Origin of the sequence: Rhizobium skierniewicense Ch11 (genome assembly GCF_023757665.1) — a bacterium.
Taxonomy (GTDB): Bacteria; Pseudomonadota; Alphaproteobacteria; order Rhizobiales; family Rhizobiaceae; genus Agrobacterium; species Agrobacterium skierniewicense.
This window is the reverse complement of the sequence record NZ_RXPG01000008.1, coordinates 61,823-78,452: the sequence shown is the minus strand read 5'-3', so window position 1 is coordinate 78,452 and position 16,630 is coordinate 61,823. Positions and strand designations below refer to the sequence as shown.

16 protein-coding genes and 1 tRNA gene are annotated in these 16,630 nt (G+C 57.9%); 6 read left to right on the top strand and 11 right to left on the bottom strand.

Annotation, left to right across the window (positions count from 1 at the left end; translation table 11 throughout):
- Positions 1 to 186: 186 nt before the first annotated feature.
- From EKM04_RS08365 to EKM04_RS08350, 4 genes are all read right to left on the bottom strand, one after another.
- Positions 187 to 960, bottom strand: a complete 774-nt coding sequence (locus EKM04_RS08365) for an amino acid ABC transporter ATP-binding protein (RefSeq protein WP_174153258.1) — start codon at positions 958 to 960, stop codon at positions 187 to 189.
- Positions 961 to 971: 11 nt separating this feature from the next.
- Positions 972 to 2,129, bottom strand: a complete 1,158-nt coding sequence (locus EKM04_RS08360) for an amino acid ABC transporter permease (RefSeq protein ID WP_183897723.1) — start codon at positions 2,127 to 2,129, stop codon at positions 972 to 974.
- A gap of 2 nt (positions 2,130 to 2,131) precedes the next feature.
- On the bottom strand, positions 2,132 to 3,328 hold the full coding sequence (locus EKM04_RS08355) for an amino acid ABC transporter permease (protein ID WP_183897722.1): 1,197 nt from the start codon (positions 3,326 to 3,328) through the stop codon (positions 2,132 to 2,134).
- A gap of 99 nt (positions 3,329 to 3,427) precedes the next feature.
- Positions 3,428 to 4,450: an amino acid ABC transporter substrate-binding protein gene (locus EKM04_RS08350; RefSeq protein ID WP_183897721.1), complete on the bottom strand. Its 1,023-nt coding sequence runs from the start codon at positions 4,448 to 4,450 to the stop codon at positions 3,428 to 3,430.
- A 434-nt stretch (positions 4,451 to 4,884) separates the two neighbouring features.
- Here EKM04_RS08350 and EKM04_RS08345 point away from each other — a divergent pair, with 434 nt between their 5' ends.
- Complete coding sequence (locus EKM04_RS08345; protein WP_183897720.1) at positions 4,885 to 6,072, top strand: cystathionine beta-lyase; 1,188 nt, start codon at positions 4,885 to 4,887, stop codon at positions 6,070 to 6,072.
- On the opposite strand, the gene EKM04_RS08340 is transcribed toward EKM04_RS08345, so the two are convergent.
- Positions 6,069 to 7,238 carry an FAD-dependent monooxygenase gene (locus EKM04_RS08340; RefSeq protein ID WP_183897719.1) on the bottom strand — a complete coding sequence of 390 codons (1,170 nt, stop codon included), beginning with the start codon at positions 7,236 to 7,238 and terminating at the stop codon, positions 6,069 to 6,071. The genes EKM04_RS08345 and EKM04_RS08340 overlap by 4 nt on opposite strands.
- 24 nt (positions 7,239 to 7,262) lie before the next feature.
- Positions 7,263 to 7,508 (bottom strand): zinc-finger domain-containing protein, encoded by a 246-nt coding sequence (locus EKM04_RS08335; protein WP_045230645.1) that lies wholly within the window; start codon positions 7,506 to 7,508, stop codon positions 7,263 to 7,265.
- A gap of 153 nt (positions 7,509 to 7,661) precedes the next feature.
- Here EKM04_RS08335 and EKM04_RS08330 point away from each other — a divergent pair, with 153 nt between their 5' ends.
- The 4 genes from EKM04_RS08330 (at position 7,662) to EKM04_RS08315 (ending at position 10,214) form a co-directional block, all read left to right on the top strand.
- Positions 7,662 to 8,444: an alpha/beta fold hydrolase gene (locus tag EKM04_RS08330; protein WP_183897718.1), complete on the top strand. Its 783-nt coding sequence runs from the start codon at positions 7,662 to 7,664 to the stop codon at positions 8,442 to 8,444.
- A 139-nt stretch (positions 8,445 to 8,583) separates the two neighbouring features.
- Entirely contained in the window at positions 8,584 to 9,408 is an 825-nt protein-coding gene (gene cysE, locus EKM04_RS08325) for a serine O-acetyltransferase (RefSeq protein ID WP_174152762.1), read from the top strand.
- A 118-nt stretch (positions 9,409 to 9,526) separates the two neighbouring features.
- The gene (locus EKM04_RS08320; protein WP_174152761.1) at positions 9,527 to 9,730 is read left to right on the top strand and encodes a DUF3126 family protein; all 204 of its coding nucleotides are present in this window, start codon (positions 9,527 to 9,529) and stop codon (positions 9,728 to 9,730) included.
- A 409-nt stretch (positions 9,731 to 10,139) separates the two neighbouring features.
- Positions 10,140 to 10,214, top strand: a tRNA-Glu gene (locus tag EKM04_RS08315).
- Between the two features lie 72 nt (positions 10,215 to 10,286).
- Here EKM04_RS08315 and recJ read toward each other — a convergent pair.
- From recJ to gatC, 5 genes are all read right to left on the bottom strand, one after another.
- Positions 10,287 to 12,089: a single-stranded-DNA-specific exonuclease RecJ gene (recJ, locus tag EKM04_RS08310; RefSeq protein WP_183897726.1), complete on the bottom strand. Its 1,803-nt coding sequence runs from the start codon at positions 12,087 to 12,089 to the stop codon at positions 10,287 to 10,289.
- 97 nt (positions 12,090 to 12,186) lie between these two features.
- Positions 12,187 to 12,387 (bottom strand): hypothetical protein, encoded by a 201-nt coding sequence (locus EKM04_RS08305; RefSeq protein WP_183897717.1) that lies wholly within the window; start codon positions 12,385 to 12,387, stop codon positions 12,187 to 12,189.
- Between the two features lie 781 nt (positions 12,388 to 13,168).
- A complete protein-coding gene (locus tag EKM04_RS08300; protein ID WP_327786370.1) occupies positions 13,169 to 13,654 on the bottom strand; it encodes a GNAT family N-acetyltransferase in 486 nt (161 codons plus the stop codon).
- Positions 13,651 to 15,132 carry an Asp-tRNA(Asn)/Glu-tRNA(Gln) amidotransferase subunit GatA gene (gene gatA / locus EKM04_RS08295; RefSeq protein ID WP_183897715.1) on the bottom strand — a complete coding sequence of 494 codons (1,482 nt, stop codon included), beginning with the start codon at positions 15,130 to 15,132 and terminating at the stop codon, positions 13,651 to 13,653. Before gatA ends, EKM04_RS08300 begins: the two co-directional genes overlap by 4 nt.
- Before the next feature lie 72 nt (positions 15,133 to 15,204).
- A complete protein-coding gene (gatC, locus tag EKM04_RS08290) occupies positions 15,205 to 15,492 on the bottom strand; it encodes an Asp-tRNA(Asn)/Glu-tRNA(Gln) amidotransferase subunit GatC (RefSeq protein ID WP_174152760.1) in 288 nt (95 codons plus the stop codon).
- Between the two features lie 255 nt (positions 15,493 to 15,747).
- On the opposite strand from gatC, the gene EKM04_RS08285 reads away from it, so the two are divergent.
- Positions 15,748 to 16,605, top strand: coding sequence for a M48 family metallopeptidase (locus EKM04_RS08285; RefSeq protein WP_183897714.1), 858 nt, complete (start codon positions 15,748 to 15,750; stop codon positions 16,603 to 16,605).
- Positions 16,606 to 16,630 lie beyond the last annotated feature (25 nt).

Sequence of the window (16,630 nt, the reverse complement as noted above, 5' to 3'; positions counted from 1 at the left end):
TGTCGAGCGTTACCATCTCGAGAGCCGTCTGTTCGGGAGCAGGTTTCTTCAACATGTCCCAATGAATCATAACCCCCCGATGTGACCAGGGGTTTGTCAGCAGTCTGACCCGCCGATAACACCGGCGGGTTTTTGGAATCTTGCGCCTTGCAGCCGCGCTTTTCTGCCCGGCACACCAGCCAACTGCTAGTGCAGAATCTGGCTGAGGAACAGCTTGGTGCGCTCGTGCTGCGGATTGTCGAAGAATTCGGCCGGCGAGTTCTGCTCGACGATCTGGCCCTGGTCCATGAAGATGACGCGATTGGCGACCTGACGCGCGAAGCCCATTTCATGGGTCACGCAGATCATGGTCATACCGTCTTCGGCAAGGCCAACCATCGTATCCAGAACTTCCTTGACCATTTCAGGGTCGAGCGCCGACGTCGGCTCATCGAACAGCATGATCTTGGGCTTCATGCACAGCGAGCGGGCAATCGCCACGCGCTGTTGCTGGCCGCCGGACAACTGGCCGGGATACTTGTTGGCCTGCTCGGGAATCTTGACGCGCTTCAGGTAATGCATCGCGATTTCCTCGGCTTCCTTCTTGGGTGTCTTGCGAACCCAGATTGGTGCCAGCGTGCAGTTTTCCAGAATGGTCAGGTGCGGGAAGAGGTTGAAGTGCTGGAACACCATGCCGACTTCCCGGCGCACTTCATCGATCTTCTTCAGGTCGTTGGTCAGTTCGATGCCATCGACGTGAATGCTGCCCGACTGATGTTCTTCAAGACGGTTGATGCAGCGGATCATTGTCGATTTTCCCGATCCCGAAGGACCCGCAACGACGATACGCTCACCCTTCATGACTTTGAGGTTGATATCGCGCAACACGTGAAAATCGCCGTACCACTTGTTCATGCCGACGATTTCGATTGCAGTGTCGGTCGTTGAAACAGCCAGCGTCTTTGCTTGATTTTCTGCCATGATGTTTTCCCTTACTTTTTATGTCCGGTGTCGAGGTGCCGCTCCATGAACAGCGAGTAGCGCGACATGCCGAAGCAGAATATCCAGAAGATGAAGCCAGCGAAGATGTAACCGGTCACAGGCGTGACAGGTGTCGCCCAGTTCGCATCCGACTGATTAAGATTGACGATGCCGAGAAGGTCGAACATGCCGATGATCGACACGAGCGAGGTATCCTTGAACAGCCCGATAAAGGTGTTGACGATACCGGGGATGACGAGCTTGAGCGCCTGCGGCAGAATGATAAGCCGGGTCTTCTGCCAGTAGTTCAAGCCAAGCGAATCGGCACCCTCGTACTGCCCCTTTGGAATGGCCTGCAGGCCACCACGAATGACCTCGGCCATATAGGCGGAGGCAAACAGCGACACACCAACGAGAGCACGCAGGAACTTGTCGAAGGTCCAGCCATCGGGCAGGAACAGCGGCAACATGATGCTGGCGAAGAACAGCACTGTGATCAGCGGAATGCCTCTGATGACTTCGATGAAGATTGTGCACAGCGTCTTGATAACCGGCATCGTTGAACGACGCCCGAGCGCGAGCAAAATGCCAAGTGGCAGAGACACGGTGATCCCGAAGAACGACAGGATCAGCGTCACCATCAGCCCGCCCCAGAGCTGCGTCTCAACCCGTGGCAGGCCGAAATAACCGCCGACCAGCAGGAAGAAGGATATGAACGGCAGCACGATGAACAGCAAAAGTGCGTTCAACGACTTCTGTGGCGCCTTGGGGATCAGCATCGGAACGAGCAGCACGACGAAGGCGACCAGAACCAGAAGCGGGCGCCAGCGTTCGGCAAGCGGGTAACGCCCGAACATGAACTGTTCGAACTTCGCATTCACGAAGGCCCAGCATGCGCCGGACTGCCCGTCGGGCAGAGCGCCCCCCTGGCTGGCCGTCAGGCAGGCGGTGCGGTCCGTACCGGTCCATGCGGCATGTATGAACAGCCATTGCACCAGCGGTGGTATGATGTAGGCCAGGAATGCGATTGCCAGCACCGTGAAGATGGCGTCCTTGGGTGTGGCGAACAGCTTGGTGCGCAGCCAGTGCGAAATTCCGACCTGGCTGGAAGGAGCGGGTGCCTGCGGCACCATGTCGGCCCGGACATAGGAGATCTGTTTGGTTGTCATGGTCATCTCTCCACCAGCGCCATTTTCGCGTTGAACCAGTTCATGATCAGCGCGGTCGTGAGCGACAATGTCAGGTAAACCGCAAGCCAGATGGCCACGACCTCGACGGCCTGCCCTGTCTGGTTGAGGATGGTACCGCCAACCGCCACGAGATCCGAAAAGCCGACGGCAACAGCCAGCGATGAATTCTTGGTGAGGTTGAGATACTGGCTCGTCAGCGGCGGAATGATGATGCGCATGGCCTGCGGCACGACGATGAGACGTGTGATGTTGTTGCCTCGCATGCCGAGCGCACTGGCTGCTTCCGTCTGTCCCTTCGCCACGGCCTTGATACCACCGCGGACGATTTCGGCAATGAAGGAGGCCGTGTAGAACGAAAGGGCCAGATAGAGCGACAGGAACTCAGGCGCGACAACCGCGCCACCAGTCAGGTTGAAGCGACCGGCAATCGGATAGTCGAACGTCAGCGGCGCGCCAATCGCCAGGAACGTCACCAGCGGCAGGCCGATGATGATGGCTGTACCGAATATGCCCGTGCGGAAGGGCTGACCGGTTCGCATCTGCCGAGCCTTGGCCCAGCGATAGACGAAGTAGGTGATGACGACGCCAGCGAGGAAGGCAACCGGGATCATCCAAGCGCCCTCGCCCCAAATCTGACGCGGATAGAAGAAGCCACGATTGTTGAGGAAGGTTCCGAGCGGCATCTCAACCGAGTCGCGCGCCTGCGGCAGGATGGTGATGACACCCTTGTACCAGAAGAAGATCACGAGCAGCGGCGGCAGGTTGCGGAAGATTTCGACATAGGCCTGCGCCAGCTTCGAGATCAGCCAGTTTTTCGACAGTCGGGCGATACCGACGATGAAACCGATGATCGAGGCCGTGATGATGCCGAGAATGGCCACCTGCAACGTGTTCATCAATCCGACAAGGAACGCGCGACCGAATGTGTTGTCGTTGTTGTAATCGATCAGCGTCTGGCCGATGTCGAAGCCGGCTCTGCCGTTGAGAAAACCGAAGCCCGATGAAATATTGGAGCGTTGAAGATTATGAATGGTGTTGCTTGTGATGATCCAGACGAAAAATGCCAGAATGATCAGGGTGACAACTTGATAGAATATCCCGCGCATACGCGGATCATTGATGATGGATGTCGCGCTTTTTGAGCTGGACGACTCCGGGTGGAGCGCTTTGCCTGCCATCGGCACCTTTCCCTCTATGTGCTCTTTGCGAGCTTCTTGTATGATTAAGGAGGCAGAGCGTTGGCCCCGCCTCCCGCATAAAGCTGGCCGTCTTGACGATTAACGGATTGGAGGCGCGTACTGCAGGCCGCCCTTTGTCCACAATGCGTTCTGGCCGCGTTCGATCTTGAGCGGCGAACCGGCACCGACGTTGCGATCGAAGACTTCGCCGTAGTTACCGACCATCTTGATGATGTTGTATGCCCACTCGTTGGTCAGGCCGAGATCGGTACCGATCTTGGTGCCCTCTTCCGTGCCGAGCATACGCTTCAGGTCAGGGTTGTTTGCGTTCTTCTGCTCATCCACGTTCTTGGAAGTCACGCCCAGTTCTTCGGCGTTGACCATCGCGTAGTGAACCCAGCTGACGATGTCGAACCACTGGTCGTCACCCTGGCGAACGGCAGGTCCAAGCGGCTCCTTGGAGATGACTTCCGGCAGAACGACGTTCTCGTCCGGCGCCTTCATCTTCAGGCGGATGGCATAGAGGCCCGACTGGTCGGTGGTGTAGACGTCGCAACGGCCGCTATCGTAAGCGGATGTCGCATCGGATTCCTTTTCGAACACGACCGGGTTGTACTGAAGGTTGTTGATCTTGAAGTAGTCGGCAAGGTTGAGCTCGGTCGTCGTGCCCTGCTGAACGCAGACGGCCGCGCCGGACAGCTCGAGAGCCGATTTCACGTTGAGGCTCTTCTTCACGATGAAGCCCTGGCCGTCATAGTAGTTGACGGTGCGGAAGTTGAAGCCGAGCGAGGTGTCGCGGCTGACGGTCCATGTGGTGTTACGTGTCAGAACGTCGACTTCGCCGGACTGAAGCGCAGGGAAACGGTCTTTGGAGGACAGCGCGACATACTTGGACTTGGACGGGTCGCCGAAGACAGCAGCTGCGATACCGCGGCAGTAATCAACGTCGATACCCGACCATTCACCCTTGTCGTCAGGGTTCGAGAAGCCTGGAATACCGGAGCTCACGCCGCATGTGACGAAACCCTTTGCCTTGACGTCTGCGAGCGTGGCGGCAGATGCAGCCGATGCAGCTCCTAAAATCGCTGCGCCAATGGCGGCTGTCAGAAGTGCCTTTTTCATTTTTCCCAACCTTTGTTTCTTATTCGTCGTTTAAAGAAGTCGCCGCATCTCGTCACGTTACGGACCAGCTCCCCGCCTCACCTCCCGGTGCGCGCTTCTATCACAATCGCAATTGCCGTCACGGTCAAGTCTCGCCCGCAAGAATTGTGTCCAAAAAACGGAATTTTTCAAAAGTCGTCGTTTTAATGGGCATATGTCTATTTATTATGCGAAAAAAGGCTAAAAACTGCTCATCCTGTCAGGCAGGTAGACTGAATTTTTCAGTGTATTGCCACAATCCGTCCGGAACGTGCGGGTCTGAGCGCATCCCGGGCGCTATTGTTGCTCTCCTACCGCCAAAAGCTGATTGCAAATTATTTGAGATGACGAAGTCTTGACCGCAGCGCTGTTTGAAGACCATTTTCAGCCCTCAATAAAACGAAAGATATGGAAGCATGAAAGACAGAGACGGGTTTTTAGGTGCGGCTGGCACCAACACGCGGCTTGCTCATCTGGGCAACGATCCGGGCGATTACCACGGCTTCGTCAACCCGCCAATCGTGCGCGGCTCAACCGTGCTTTTCCCCGATGCAAAAACGCTCGTTTCGGAAGATCAGACATACACCTATGGCACCCATGGTACACCGACAACGGATGCGCTGTGCAACATGATCAATGTGCTGGAGGGCTCGGCGGGTACGATCCTTCTTCCGTCGGGCCTCGCCGCCGTCACCATTCCATTCATGGCCTATCTGTCGGCGGGCGACCACGCGCTGATCGTCGATTCCGTCTACTATCCGACCCGTCGCTTTTGCAACAAGATGCTCAAGCAGTTTGGCGTCGAGGTCGAATATTACGATCCCGCCATTGGCGCAGGCATCGAAGCGTTGATCCGCCCCAACACCCGCCTGCTCCATCTTGAAGCGCCTGGGTCCAACACATTCGAAATGCAGGACGTGGCGCTGATGTCGGGCATCGCCCATCGGCACGATTGCGTTGTGACCATGGACAACACCTGGGCGACGCCGCTTTATTTCAAGCCACTGGAACATGGAGTGGATGTCTCCATTCACGCGGCCACGAAATATCCGGCCGGGCATTCGGATGTCCTGATGGGCTTCGTATCATCCAATGAAAAGCACTGGAAAAAGCTCTACGACGCCAACACCGATATCGGTCTCTGCGTTACCTCTGACGACGCCTACCAGGTGCTGCGCGGCCTGCGCACGATGGGCATTCGTCTGGAGCATCACGGCAAGAGTGCGCTGAAGATCGCGCAATGGCTCGAAAGCCGCAGCGACGTTGCGCGTGTTCTGCACCCCGCCTTGCCAAGCTTTCCAACCCACGCGTTGTGGAAACGGGATTTCAAGGGTGCAAGCGGCGTGTTTTCCTTCGTCCTGAAAGCAGACGAAGGTCGCTTCACCGAAAAATCTCATGCCTTCCTGGATGCGCTCTCCATCTTCGGCCTCGGCTTTTCCTGGGGGGGCTACGAATCGCTGGCTGTTCCGGTTTCGCTGCGAGACCGCACGATCGCCCATGGGCCGACGGAAGGCCCCGTGATCCGCCTGCAAATCGGCCTTGAGGACGTGGCCGACATCAAGCGCGATCTGGAAGCCGGATTTGCGGCGGCGGCAGCGGCTTAAAGCCCCTCTGCCCTGTAACCATACAGCCAGTCGAAATCCGCCAGAAACGCGTCTGGCGGCCTCATCGACAACAGCATATCACGGCCCAGCCGCAACGGACCGGCTGCGTGATAGGCAAACCTGTTCAGCGCCGCCCGTTTACGCGCCTTGTCGATGCGCGGAATGCGATGTGCCTGGAACTGCGACAGAGCGTCCGGCAAACTCACGTCGCGGTTCACAAACGTGGCGAGTTCGAAGGCATCTTCAATCGCCATCGCCGCACCCTGTGCGGCAAACGGCATCATGGCGTGGGCGGCATCGCCGATCAGCACCGTATCAGCGCCATTGTGCCAATCGCCTTTCCCTGCCTGAAACAGCGGCCAGAATGTCGGCTTGGAAACTCTGTCGAACATCGGCACGAATGCGCTGTTCCAGCGGTCGAACTGCTTCATCAACAGCATCTGCTGCTTGTCCTGCGCTGGCGCTTCCCATGTGGCGCCCGGATTGGTACCGGCAGCAATGGCCACCACATTGAAGCCACCCGTCTCGGCGAGCGGATAGGCAACCAGATGCGCCGACGGACCAAGAAACGCCGTTACCGACCGGCTTTTGAGAAAGGCCGGCGCATCACCTTTCTCCACCGTGAAGCGCCAGGCAACATTGCCGGAGAATGTTGCGACCGGGCTTGCCTGCACGGCATTTCGCGTGCGGGACCAGACGCCGTCGGCACCGATCATCAGGTCGGGTTCCCGGAAAATCTTCGCCGCGATTTCGCTCTTGCTAACGTCCTGCAACTCTATGCCGAGGTGGAGTGTGCAGAGCGGATGTTGCTGAACCGTGGCAAGAAGCGCCCGTTGCAGCGTCGCCCGGTGCAGGACGCCATAGGGTGCATTCCAGCGGGTTCGCGCCACCTGCCGCATGGGCAGCGAAACCAAACGTTTCAGCGAAAGGCCGGAGGTCAGATCGACCGTCTCAGGCTCGATCCAGCTTTGCTCGATTTGCGGCAACACGCTGAGTTCAGCGAGAATGCGGGCGGCATTGGGCGATATCTGAAGGCCTGCCCCGACCTCTTCCAGCCGCGACGCACGTTCGATGATATCGCAACGAACGCCCTGCCGGGCAAACGACAGGGCTGCGGTCAGACCGGCAATACCGGCACCGATGATCGCGACGGATTTTACGGGCATGGACAGCCCCGGTCTGGCAGGATTTTACGCTGCGTTGACGTGGAAGACGCAGCCGGGAGGGTTGGTCTGGGTTGCCTTGACCGACGGGTTGTAGCGATACAGCGTCGAACAGTAGGAACAGACCTTTTCGTTATCGTCGCCCATATCGATGAAGATATGGGGATGATCGAACGGCACGGACGCGCCGGTGCACATGAATTCCTTGACGCCGATTTCGATCACGGCGTGTCCGCCATCGTTCTGGAAGTGAGGAATGGTATGCCCGGCCATGGTCGTCTCCAACTGCAATTTCACGAGTGAGCGAAAGCTCACGTTTGGCGGATATGTAGCGTCAAATACGCTGAACCTCCACAGAAATCATCGCAGAATATGTTCAACACTGCGATTTCCTGACATATGCTGCCCCCAAAAAGGATGCCCTTTATGAATCTCAACGTGCCAAACTATTCCTCCTTTGTCCGTAACGGTCTGCAACTCTCCTATTTCGATGATGGTGACCCCACGGGAAAGCCGGTCCTTCTGATCCATGGCTTCGCCTCGAGTGCAGCTGTCAACTGGGTACATCCCGGCTGGGTAAAGACACTGGGCGACGCCGGTTATCGCGTGATCGCGATAGACAATCGAGGCCATGGCACCAGCGACAAACCGCACGATGCGGACGCCTATTATCCGGCCGTCATGGCTGACGACGCGATTGGCCTGCTCGACCACCTCGGCATACCGCAGGCCCATATCATGGGGTATTCCATGGGTGCGCGCATCTCCGCCTTCGTCGCCATGGCCCATCCCGAGCGGGTCCGCTCGCTGGTGTTCGGCGGCCTTGGTATCGGCATGGTGGACGGTGTGGGCGATTGGGACCCCATTGCAGACGCCCTTCGCGCGCCCTCGCTGGATGTCGTCACCCACGAGCGTGGCCGTATGTTCCGCACTTTTGCGGACCAGACCAAAAGCGACCGTATCGCCCTTGCTGCCTGCATCGAAACCTCCCGTGTCCTGGTAACGCGTGAAGAGGCCGCAAAAATCGATATCCCGACACTGATCGCGGTGGGCACCAAAGACGATATTGCAGGTTCTGGCGAAGAACTGGCGCAGTTGATGCCACGTGCCAGGGCCATCGACATTCCCGGCCGTGACCACATGTTGGCGGTGGGTGACCGGGTGTTCAAGGCAGCCGTTCTGGAGTTTTACCGAGAGATGGATGCCTAGCGAAACTCGGAAGAATCATTTTCCAAAATGCTGTCAGAAAAACTGATCCTGTCGCGTCTTTAACCGCGTTGTTAAATCACCATTTCTAGGCGACAGTTTTTTCTGTATAAGAACGGTACGAATTCGAGGGAGGCCCGTTATGGTCGCACGCACCGAGGCACGCCAGCAGGATCAGCTTTCCGTTGTGGATCCCATCTGGGGAAGTCTGCAGAATGAGGCCCGTGCAGCGGCATCGCAAGACCCGCTGCTGTCTGCCTTTTTCTACACCACCATCCTCAACCACCATTCGCTCGAAGCCTGCGTTGCCTACCGCATTTGCGAACTTCTCGACCACCCGGATATGCAGGCGGTCCTTCTTCGCCAGACCTTTGAGGAAATGCTTGAGGACTGGCCGGAATGGGGATCCATTCTGCGCGTCGACATTCAAGCGGTGTATGATCGTGACCCCGCCTGCACACGCTTCATCGAACCCGTGCTGTATTTCAAGGGTTTTCAGGCTATCCAGACCCACCGCCTCGCCCACTGGCTATGGAACAAGGGGCGGCGCGACTTTGCGCTCTATCTTCAAAGCCGTTCATCGAGCGTTTTCCAGACGGATATCAACCCGGCAGCGCGCCTTGGAAAGGGTTTGTTCCTCGACCATGCGACCGGTCTCGTCGTCGGTGAAACCGCCATCGTCGGCGATAACGTCTCCATTCTTCACGGCGTCACCCTGGGTGGTACCGGCAAGGAGGGCGCTGACCGCCATCCGAAAATCCGCAGCGGTGTGTTGATCGGCGCTGGTGCGAAAATCCTCGGCAACATCGAGATCGGCAGTTGCTCCAGGATCGCCGCAGGCTCAGTCGTGCTGAAACCCGTACCACCGAATGCGACGGTCGCTGGCGTGCCAGCGCGCGTGGTGGGAGACGGCGGATGTAACGAACCTTCGCGGATCATGGACCAGATCATCGGCGCCGATATCTGAGGTGTGAAGACCGGCTGCGGTCGCCTGCCTGCCGCCGAACCATTTGCCTCTTTGACTTTACTTTCGCCTTCAAGCCATGCCAAAAGCTGCGCAACGTGAACCGTACAGGAGAAGACTGGTGAAAGCCGAGGAAATCAAAAAGCTCGACGCCTATTTCAAGCGCACCTTCAACGAAACGTTGGTCGTCAAGGCCCGCCCCCGCAAGGACGATTCGGCGGAAGTCTATGCCGGCGAAGAATTTCTGGGTGTCGTCTATATCGATGATGAAGACGGCGACCGTTCCTACAATTTCTCCATGGCCATTCTGGACGTCGATCTGTAATCACAGACCAGCGAAACCCCAGTTTGAAAGACCGCCTGCGACACATGTCCGCAGGCGGTTTTGTTTGAAGAATACCTTTTGTCATTTTTCTAAAAGCCTTCGGAACCAGTTCCGAGGTGATCCGTTTATCCAGCGTCCCCCGATGAAGCGTGGGGTTTAGGACAAACGGGACGCCCCCTGATCCCGTCCTAAACTCCACGCTTCCCCCTCCCGAAGCATCAAGCGCATATGTCATCTCGCGAAAAAAGTACGTTTGAAATTCGCTTGATAGGTTGGATTGGCCACCTGGGCCGGCGCTATTTACACCCCCGACACCGCACCAGAAAAAATACCTGAGAAACGCAGAAAAATGGAATTAGGTGCTTGCGGACCTGAAGGTGCCTGACTATAAGGGCGCCACACAAGGTATGCGCCCTTCGTCTATCGGTTAGGACGTCAGATTTTCATTCTGAAAAGAGGGGTTCGACTCCCCTAGGGCGTACCACTCTCCCCAATATATCAGTGTGCTACAGGCCTTTGTTGAACGGACGCGTGAGCCTATCTCCACCCATTGGCACTATGGCGCGATGGCTGCGTCCAGCACGCGGAGCTGAACCCGCTTCTGACCCTGCCATTGATCCGCTCCCAAGGTACCCGCCACATGGATCTGACGGCCGCGGGCATTCATGAGCATCTGTCCCAAGGGTGCATCGGCGGCGCGGAAAGCGATACCATCCAGCCGCGAGCCATCCATAGCCTCCAGCGTGATCTTGACGTGTGAGGTGCCGACGATGCGAACATCGCGCAGGCGGTGGGCCGGCACCGCAAAGATGGGTTGCGAATGGCCAGACCCGTAGGGGCCAGCCTGCTCCATCTGTTCCACAAGCGAAATCGTTGCCCCGGACGCGCCGATTGCGCCGTCGATTTTGAGCACGCTGTTTTCCACCAGCTGAAAAACCGTTTTCTGGGCAGCTTCCTCAAAGAAGGTTCGCAGACGACCGAGATTGGCGCGCTCCACGGTCAACCCGGCTGCCATGGCGTGCCCGCCACCTTTGACCAGCAGGCCTGCATCCACGGCATTGCGCACCATTCGTCCCATATCGAAACCGTTGATCGAACGGCCGGATCCCGACCCCTTGCCCTGCGAATCAAAAGCGATGGCAAAGGCCGGACGACGGAAGCGATCCTTGAGACGTGACGCGAGAAGACCGACGATCCCGGGGTGCCAGTTTTCGCGCGCCGTGACGATGACGCCAGCGCCGGTGCCATCACCATATTCATACAGAGCCTCAGCTTCCGCTTCGGCCAACATGACAGCTTCCATGGCCTGTCGTTCGCGGTTCAACTCATCCAGTCTCTCGGCGATGACCTCGGCTTGGGACGCATCATCCAGCGTCAGAAGACGACTGCCGAGAGCGGCGTCGCCGATACGTCCACCGGCGTTGATACGCGGGCCGACGAGGAAGCCGAAATGATAGGGCGTTACCGGTCCGCCGAGACCGGCCTTCTTGAACAGGGCGGCCAGCCCCACATTGTTCATATGACGGGCTGCGATCAGCCCCTTGACCACGTAGGCTCGATTCAGCCCCTTGAGCGGCACGACATCGCAGACGGTTGCCAATGCGACAATGTCGAGGAGTGCGAGCAGGTCGAGCGTGTAGGCCCGGCTGTCGCGTTGGTCCTTCAGGACCCGTAGCGTGGCGACCAGCACGAGAAACACGACACCTGCGGCGCAAAGATGCCCCTGCCCCGACAGATCATCCTCCCGGTTCGGATTGACCAGCGCAACAGCTATCGGAAGTTCCGTGCCAACCTGGTGATGGTCGATGACGACGACATCGGTTTTGGCGTCTCGTGCCGCCGCCAGCGATTCGTGGCTGGTAGAGCCGCAATCGACGGTGATGATGAGCGTTGCGCCATTGGCGGCCAGTTGCTGCATCGCCGCGGGGTTGGGGCCGTAACCTTCGAAAATACGGTCCGGAATATAGATTTCCGGCTCCAGCCCGAAATGGTGCAGGAAACGATACATCAGCGCCGAGGAGGAAGCACCATCGACGTCGTAGTCGCCGAAGATCGCGACCTTCTCGTTACGCTTGATGGCGTCAGCAATACGTTCCGATGCCTTCCCGCAATCCGTCAGCGTCAACGGATCTGGCATCAGCGAGCGGATGGTGGGGTCGAGGAACGCGAGCGCATCATCCACACCAACACCACGGCCTGCAAGAACACGGGCCACCAGTTCAGGAATGCCATGAACCTGCGACATGGCCAGGGCGCGGTTCTGCCCGGCCTGATCCAGCCGCGACATCCACTTCTGCTCCGTTGCCGACCGATCCACGCCGAGAAAGGCTCTCGGCACAGTATCGACCGCTTCATTCATCGCCATGCGTGCGCTTACCCATACAGCCAGATTGTCCGCTTAGGGGCTAAAGGCCCAACCGGGCTTTTTCAAGCACAAATGTGACCGTCTTTCCGGCTTACCACAGCGGCAGAAAAATGAAGGCGGCAAAAGCACAGACAATCGTGCCAATGAGACACAGAGCCCGCCAGTCCCGCTCCTGCCCTTCCATTTCGAATTCCAGACAGGGAAAATTGTCATTTGCGCCCGTCCTGCGCTGCCGTCGTCCCGTTTCAGGCCGAACGAAATGATCATCCTTGAATAATATCGTCGTCTTCACGGCCACGCCTCCCGTCGCTTGGTAAATTTGGCTGAGCGTATCACCACAAGCCCCCTGTTTGCAAAGCTTTCGATGATCATAAATCCGGTAAACATGCGCAGGCGTTCACGCAAGCGTGGCGACGCCCGTGTTGTTGCATTCGACCCGGAGAGCACACGCAAATGCGGCTTTGTCTCTGGTATGGTATCGTCTCTGGCTGCGCATTTGCGTGGCCTCTGGCATTTCAGGTTCACTCTATGCTCCTCACCGGCGGGCAGGCGTACCCGCCGGTGAGGAGTAAGGTTCAGCCAAGCCACGATGGGTCCCGGCGTCGCCTCGCATGCTCATCCAAAGCCTTTCGCCGCCATTCCTAACCTCTCAGGGAATCGGAATGGCGACCATCGGGCCTGTCGTCCTGGCAGCATCACCCTCCACCCGCACGTTCCGGGTAGATGCCAACGCTCCCCACGCCCTCACCTGCACTGTCTCGCGATACAGTGCAGTTGTGACGCAGGTGAAGTGTAGGCATGGGTTTTGGTGGTGTGGAGAAAAAACATTTTTATTTTTTGCGGGAGAACAGATTGCGGTTTATGGGTGGCGCTTCCCCCCCCCCTCTGTCCTGCCGGACATCTCCCCCACAAGGAGGGAGATCGGCTAGACGCTTGCTCCTCGACCTATTCGAAGCCTTTGATACGGGCGAGAGGTCGCGACTGGTCTATCTCCCCACCTGTGGGGGAGATGTCCGGCAGGACAGAGGGGGTAAGACACACAGGCAAACACTCAATATCTGCGCTAACACCCCTCACAAAACGCGCTCCAGCCGAACCTTTTGCAGATTCACCTGCATAGTCTCAGACCACTGTGTGCCTTGCCACACCACCGCGAAATCGCAACGCTCATAAAGCCTGATGGCGTTCACGTTCCGGGCATGGGTCGCAATCTTGGCAATGGGAGTTCCCGAGTTTCGCATCTGGTCGAGGAAATGCTCCACCAACAGACGGCCAATGCCCCGGCCCTGAAATTCAGGGGAGATCCAGATGTCGGAAATGTAGTCGGGGTCACCCGCACGGGCACCCCATCCGGCTATCGCGCCATCAATGTCGGCAATAGCGATATCGCATTGGGTTTCTGCGGCAAAGCTTTCGAATTCACGACGCACGCGCTCAATCACCACAGGATCGAGATAGCTATCTTCAAAGGCACTGCTGGATTGCCAGGCGGCGAAACCAATGAGGCCGACCGCTGTGCGATCGGCCTCTGTCATGGCTCGAATTTTAAGTCCGCTCACCACCACTTCGCAGGCGTGAACTTGCCCGCAGCCTGTTCAATCGCATAGGCCGTCTTGAACAGGGTCTCTTCCTCGAAAGGCTTGCCGATGAGCTGAAGGCCGAGCGGCAGGCCTTTGCCGTCGAGACCGGCGGGAACCGACATGGCGGGCAGGCCAGCCATATTGACGGTGATGGTGAAGACGTCCTGGAGGTACATCTTGACCGGATCTGCAGCCAGCTCCTTGTCGCCAATTTCGAACGCCGAGGATGGCGTGATCGGGGCCAGAACCGCATCGACGCCCTCATGGAAGACGGTCTCAAAATCGTGCTTGATGAGCGTGCGGACCTTTTGGGCCTTCAGGTAATAGGCATCGTAGTAACCGGCTGAGAGCACATAGGTGCCAACCATGATGCGGCGCTTGACTTCGGAGCCGAAACCGGCAGCGCGGGTCTTTTCGTACATGTCGGCAATGTCCTTGCCATCGACGCGCAGGCCATAGCGAACACCATCATAACGGGCAAGGTTGGACGATGCTTCGGCGGGTGCCACGATATAATAGGCAGGAAGCGCATATTTGGTGTGCGGAAGCGAAATGTCCACGATTTCGGCACCGGCGTCCTTCAGCCATGCGATGCCCTGTGCCCACAGCTTTTCAATCTCTTCCGGCATGCCTTCGACGCGATATTCCTTGGGAATACCGATCTTGAGGCCCTTGAGCGACTGGCCGATCGCCTGTTCGTAATCCGGCACCGGCAGATCGACGGAGGTGGTGTCCTTGGCATCGACGCTGGCCATGGATTTCAGGAGAATGGCGGCATCGCGAACGTCACGGGCGATGGGGCCAGCCTGATCGAGCGAAGACGCGTAAGCCGCGATACCCCAGCGCGAGACGCGGCCGTAGGTTGGCTTGATGCCAACAGTGCCGGTGAAGGCTGCGGGCTGGCGAATGGAGCCGCCCGTATCGGTGGCGGTCGCACCGGCGCACAGGTGGGCTGCGACGGCTGCTGCCGAGCCGCCCGACGAGCCGCCTGGCACGAGGTTCTTGTCGGAACCGTTGGCGCGCCAAGGGTTGACGACCGGTCCGTAATAGGAGCTTTCATTGGACGAGCCCATGGCGAACTCATCCATGTTGAGCTTGCCCAGCATGACGGCACCCGCGTCCCACAGGTTCTGCGTCACGGTGGATTCGTATTCCGGCTTGAAACCATCCAGAACATGGCTGCAGGCCTGCGTGTGAATGCCACGCGTGGCGAACAGATCCTTCACACCCAGTGGAATGCCTTCGAGAACACCGGCATTGCCAGAGGCCAGTTTCTCATCGGAAGCCCGGGCCATCTCGCGCGCCTCGTCGTGGGTAACCGCGACATAGGCGTTCAGCTGCTGGTTGGCGGCATCGACGGCCGACAGATAGGCATCCGTCAGTTCGACGGCGGTGAAGTCCTTGGCCTTCAGCTTCTCGCGCGCTTCGGCAATGGTCAGGCTTAAGAGGTCGGTCATATCGGCAACGGCTTTCAAAAACTTTTAGATCGGGCACATGGGAGCAGGCACATGGGAGCAGGCTTGTTCAGCCTATTCGACCACTTTCGGAACGAGGAAGAAATTGCGGTCGGTATTGGGCGCGTTGGCAACGATATCATCAGCCTTGTTACCATCGCTCACCACGTCGGTGCGCTTCTTCATGGCGACCGGCGTTACTGACGTCATCGGCTCCACACCGTCGACATTCACTTCCGAAAGCTGCTCTACGAAACCAAGAATGCCATTCAACTCGCCAAGCATCTTCTCGGCCTCATCTTCGCTGACGGCAATTCGGGCTAGGCGCGCAACGCGCTTCACGGTGGCAAGATCGACGGACATGGTTCTACTCCAGTCAAGAATTTTCCTATTCGCTATAATGACCGCGCCCGCAGTTCGCAACCATCATCGGGCACCGAAACAAGATCAGAAATAATATTCGCCTCATGCGGGAACTTATTATCAAAACGCGAGTTTTCGCGCGGGGATGCATCGCCTCATTTCACATTAACAGGTCATTTGCAGCAGGAAGCGGGTGGGGACTCGTCTTTTCAAGCCGACACGCTTCGCGATCATGCTGTTTCACGGGGGTACAATATGAATTTCGACATGTCCAAGGTGCGCCATCCGAAAGAAAAGATGCGCGGTTTTCTCACTCTGCTGATCGGCACGCTGGTGTGGATGGGGATTGCCTCTGGCATCCTCTATGTCGCAACAACGGAGAGCATCGGGATCCTCTTTGTTTTCCTGTTCTATATTCTCATCATCTGGTTTTTCTCTTACGTCGCCAGGTCGCTGGTGCGCGCCTATATGATCGGCCACTATGTCATGGTCGGCGAACAGCAATTTCCGCACCTTCACAAGATGGTAGCCGAAGGTGCGCAGAAGCTGGGGCTCAAAGAAACGCCCAAGGCGTTCGTTTACAACTCCAGCGGCGTCATGAATGCCATGGCGCTGACGCTTGTCGGTCGCACCCGCTACATCTGGCTGACATCGGCTCTGATCGATTCCGACGATGAGGAGCAGGTGAAATTCGTGATCGGTCACGAACTCGGCCACCATGTTGCGGGACATCTGGACGAGCCGTGGAACTTCCTGCGCCTGCCCGGCCTGATCGTTCCATTTCTAGGCCAGGCCTATTCCCGCGCTCGTGAACTGACCTGCGACCGTGTTGGCCTCGTCGTCTCCGGCAATCTGACGTCATCGCGCACCGCCCTCCAGATGCTGGCCTGTGGCAGTGCCAAGCTGAACGCGCAGATGAATCCCAATGCTTTTGAAGAGCAGGACAGAATGGTGCCGTCCATTGCCGGCTTCTTCCTCAACATCGTCTCGCTCTACCCGCGCCACACGCGGCGCGTCGCGGCGTTAAGCGAGTGGCGGAACGCGTTGAACGGTGTATCGTCTGCTCCATCCCGAATGGTGCAGACGGGGCGTGTCGAGCCGAAGATCGCCTGAGGCTATCGCAACACAAAAAGCCCGA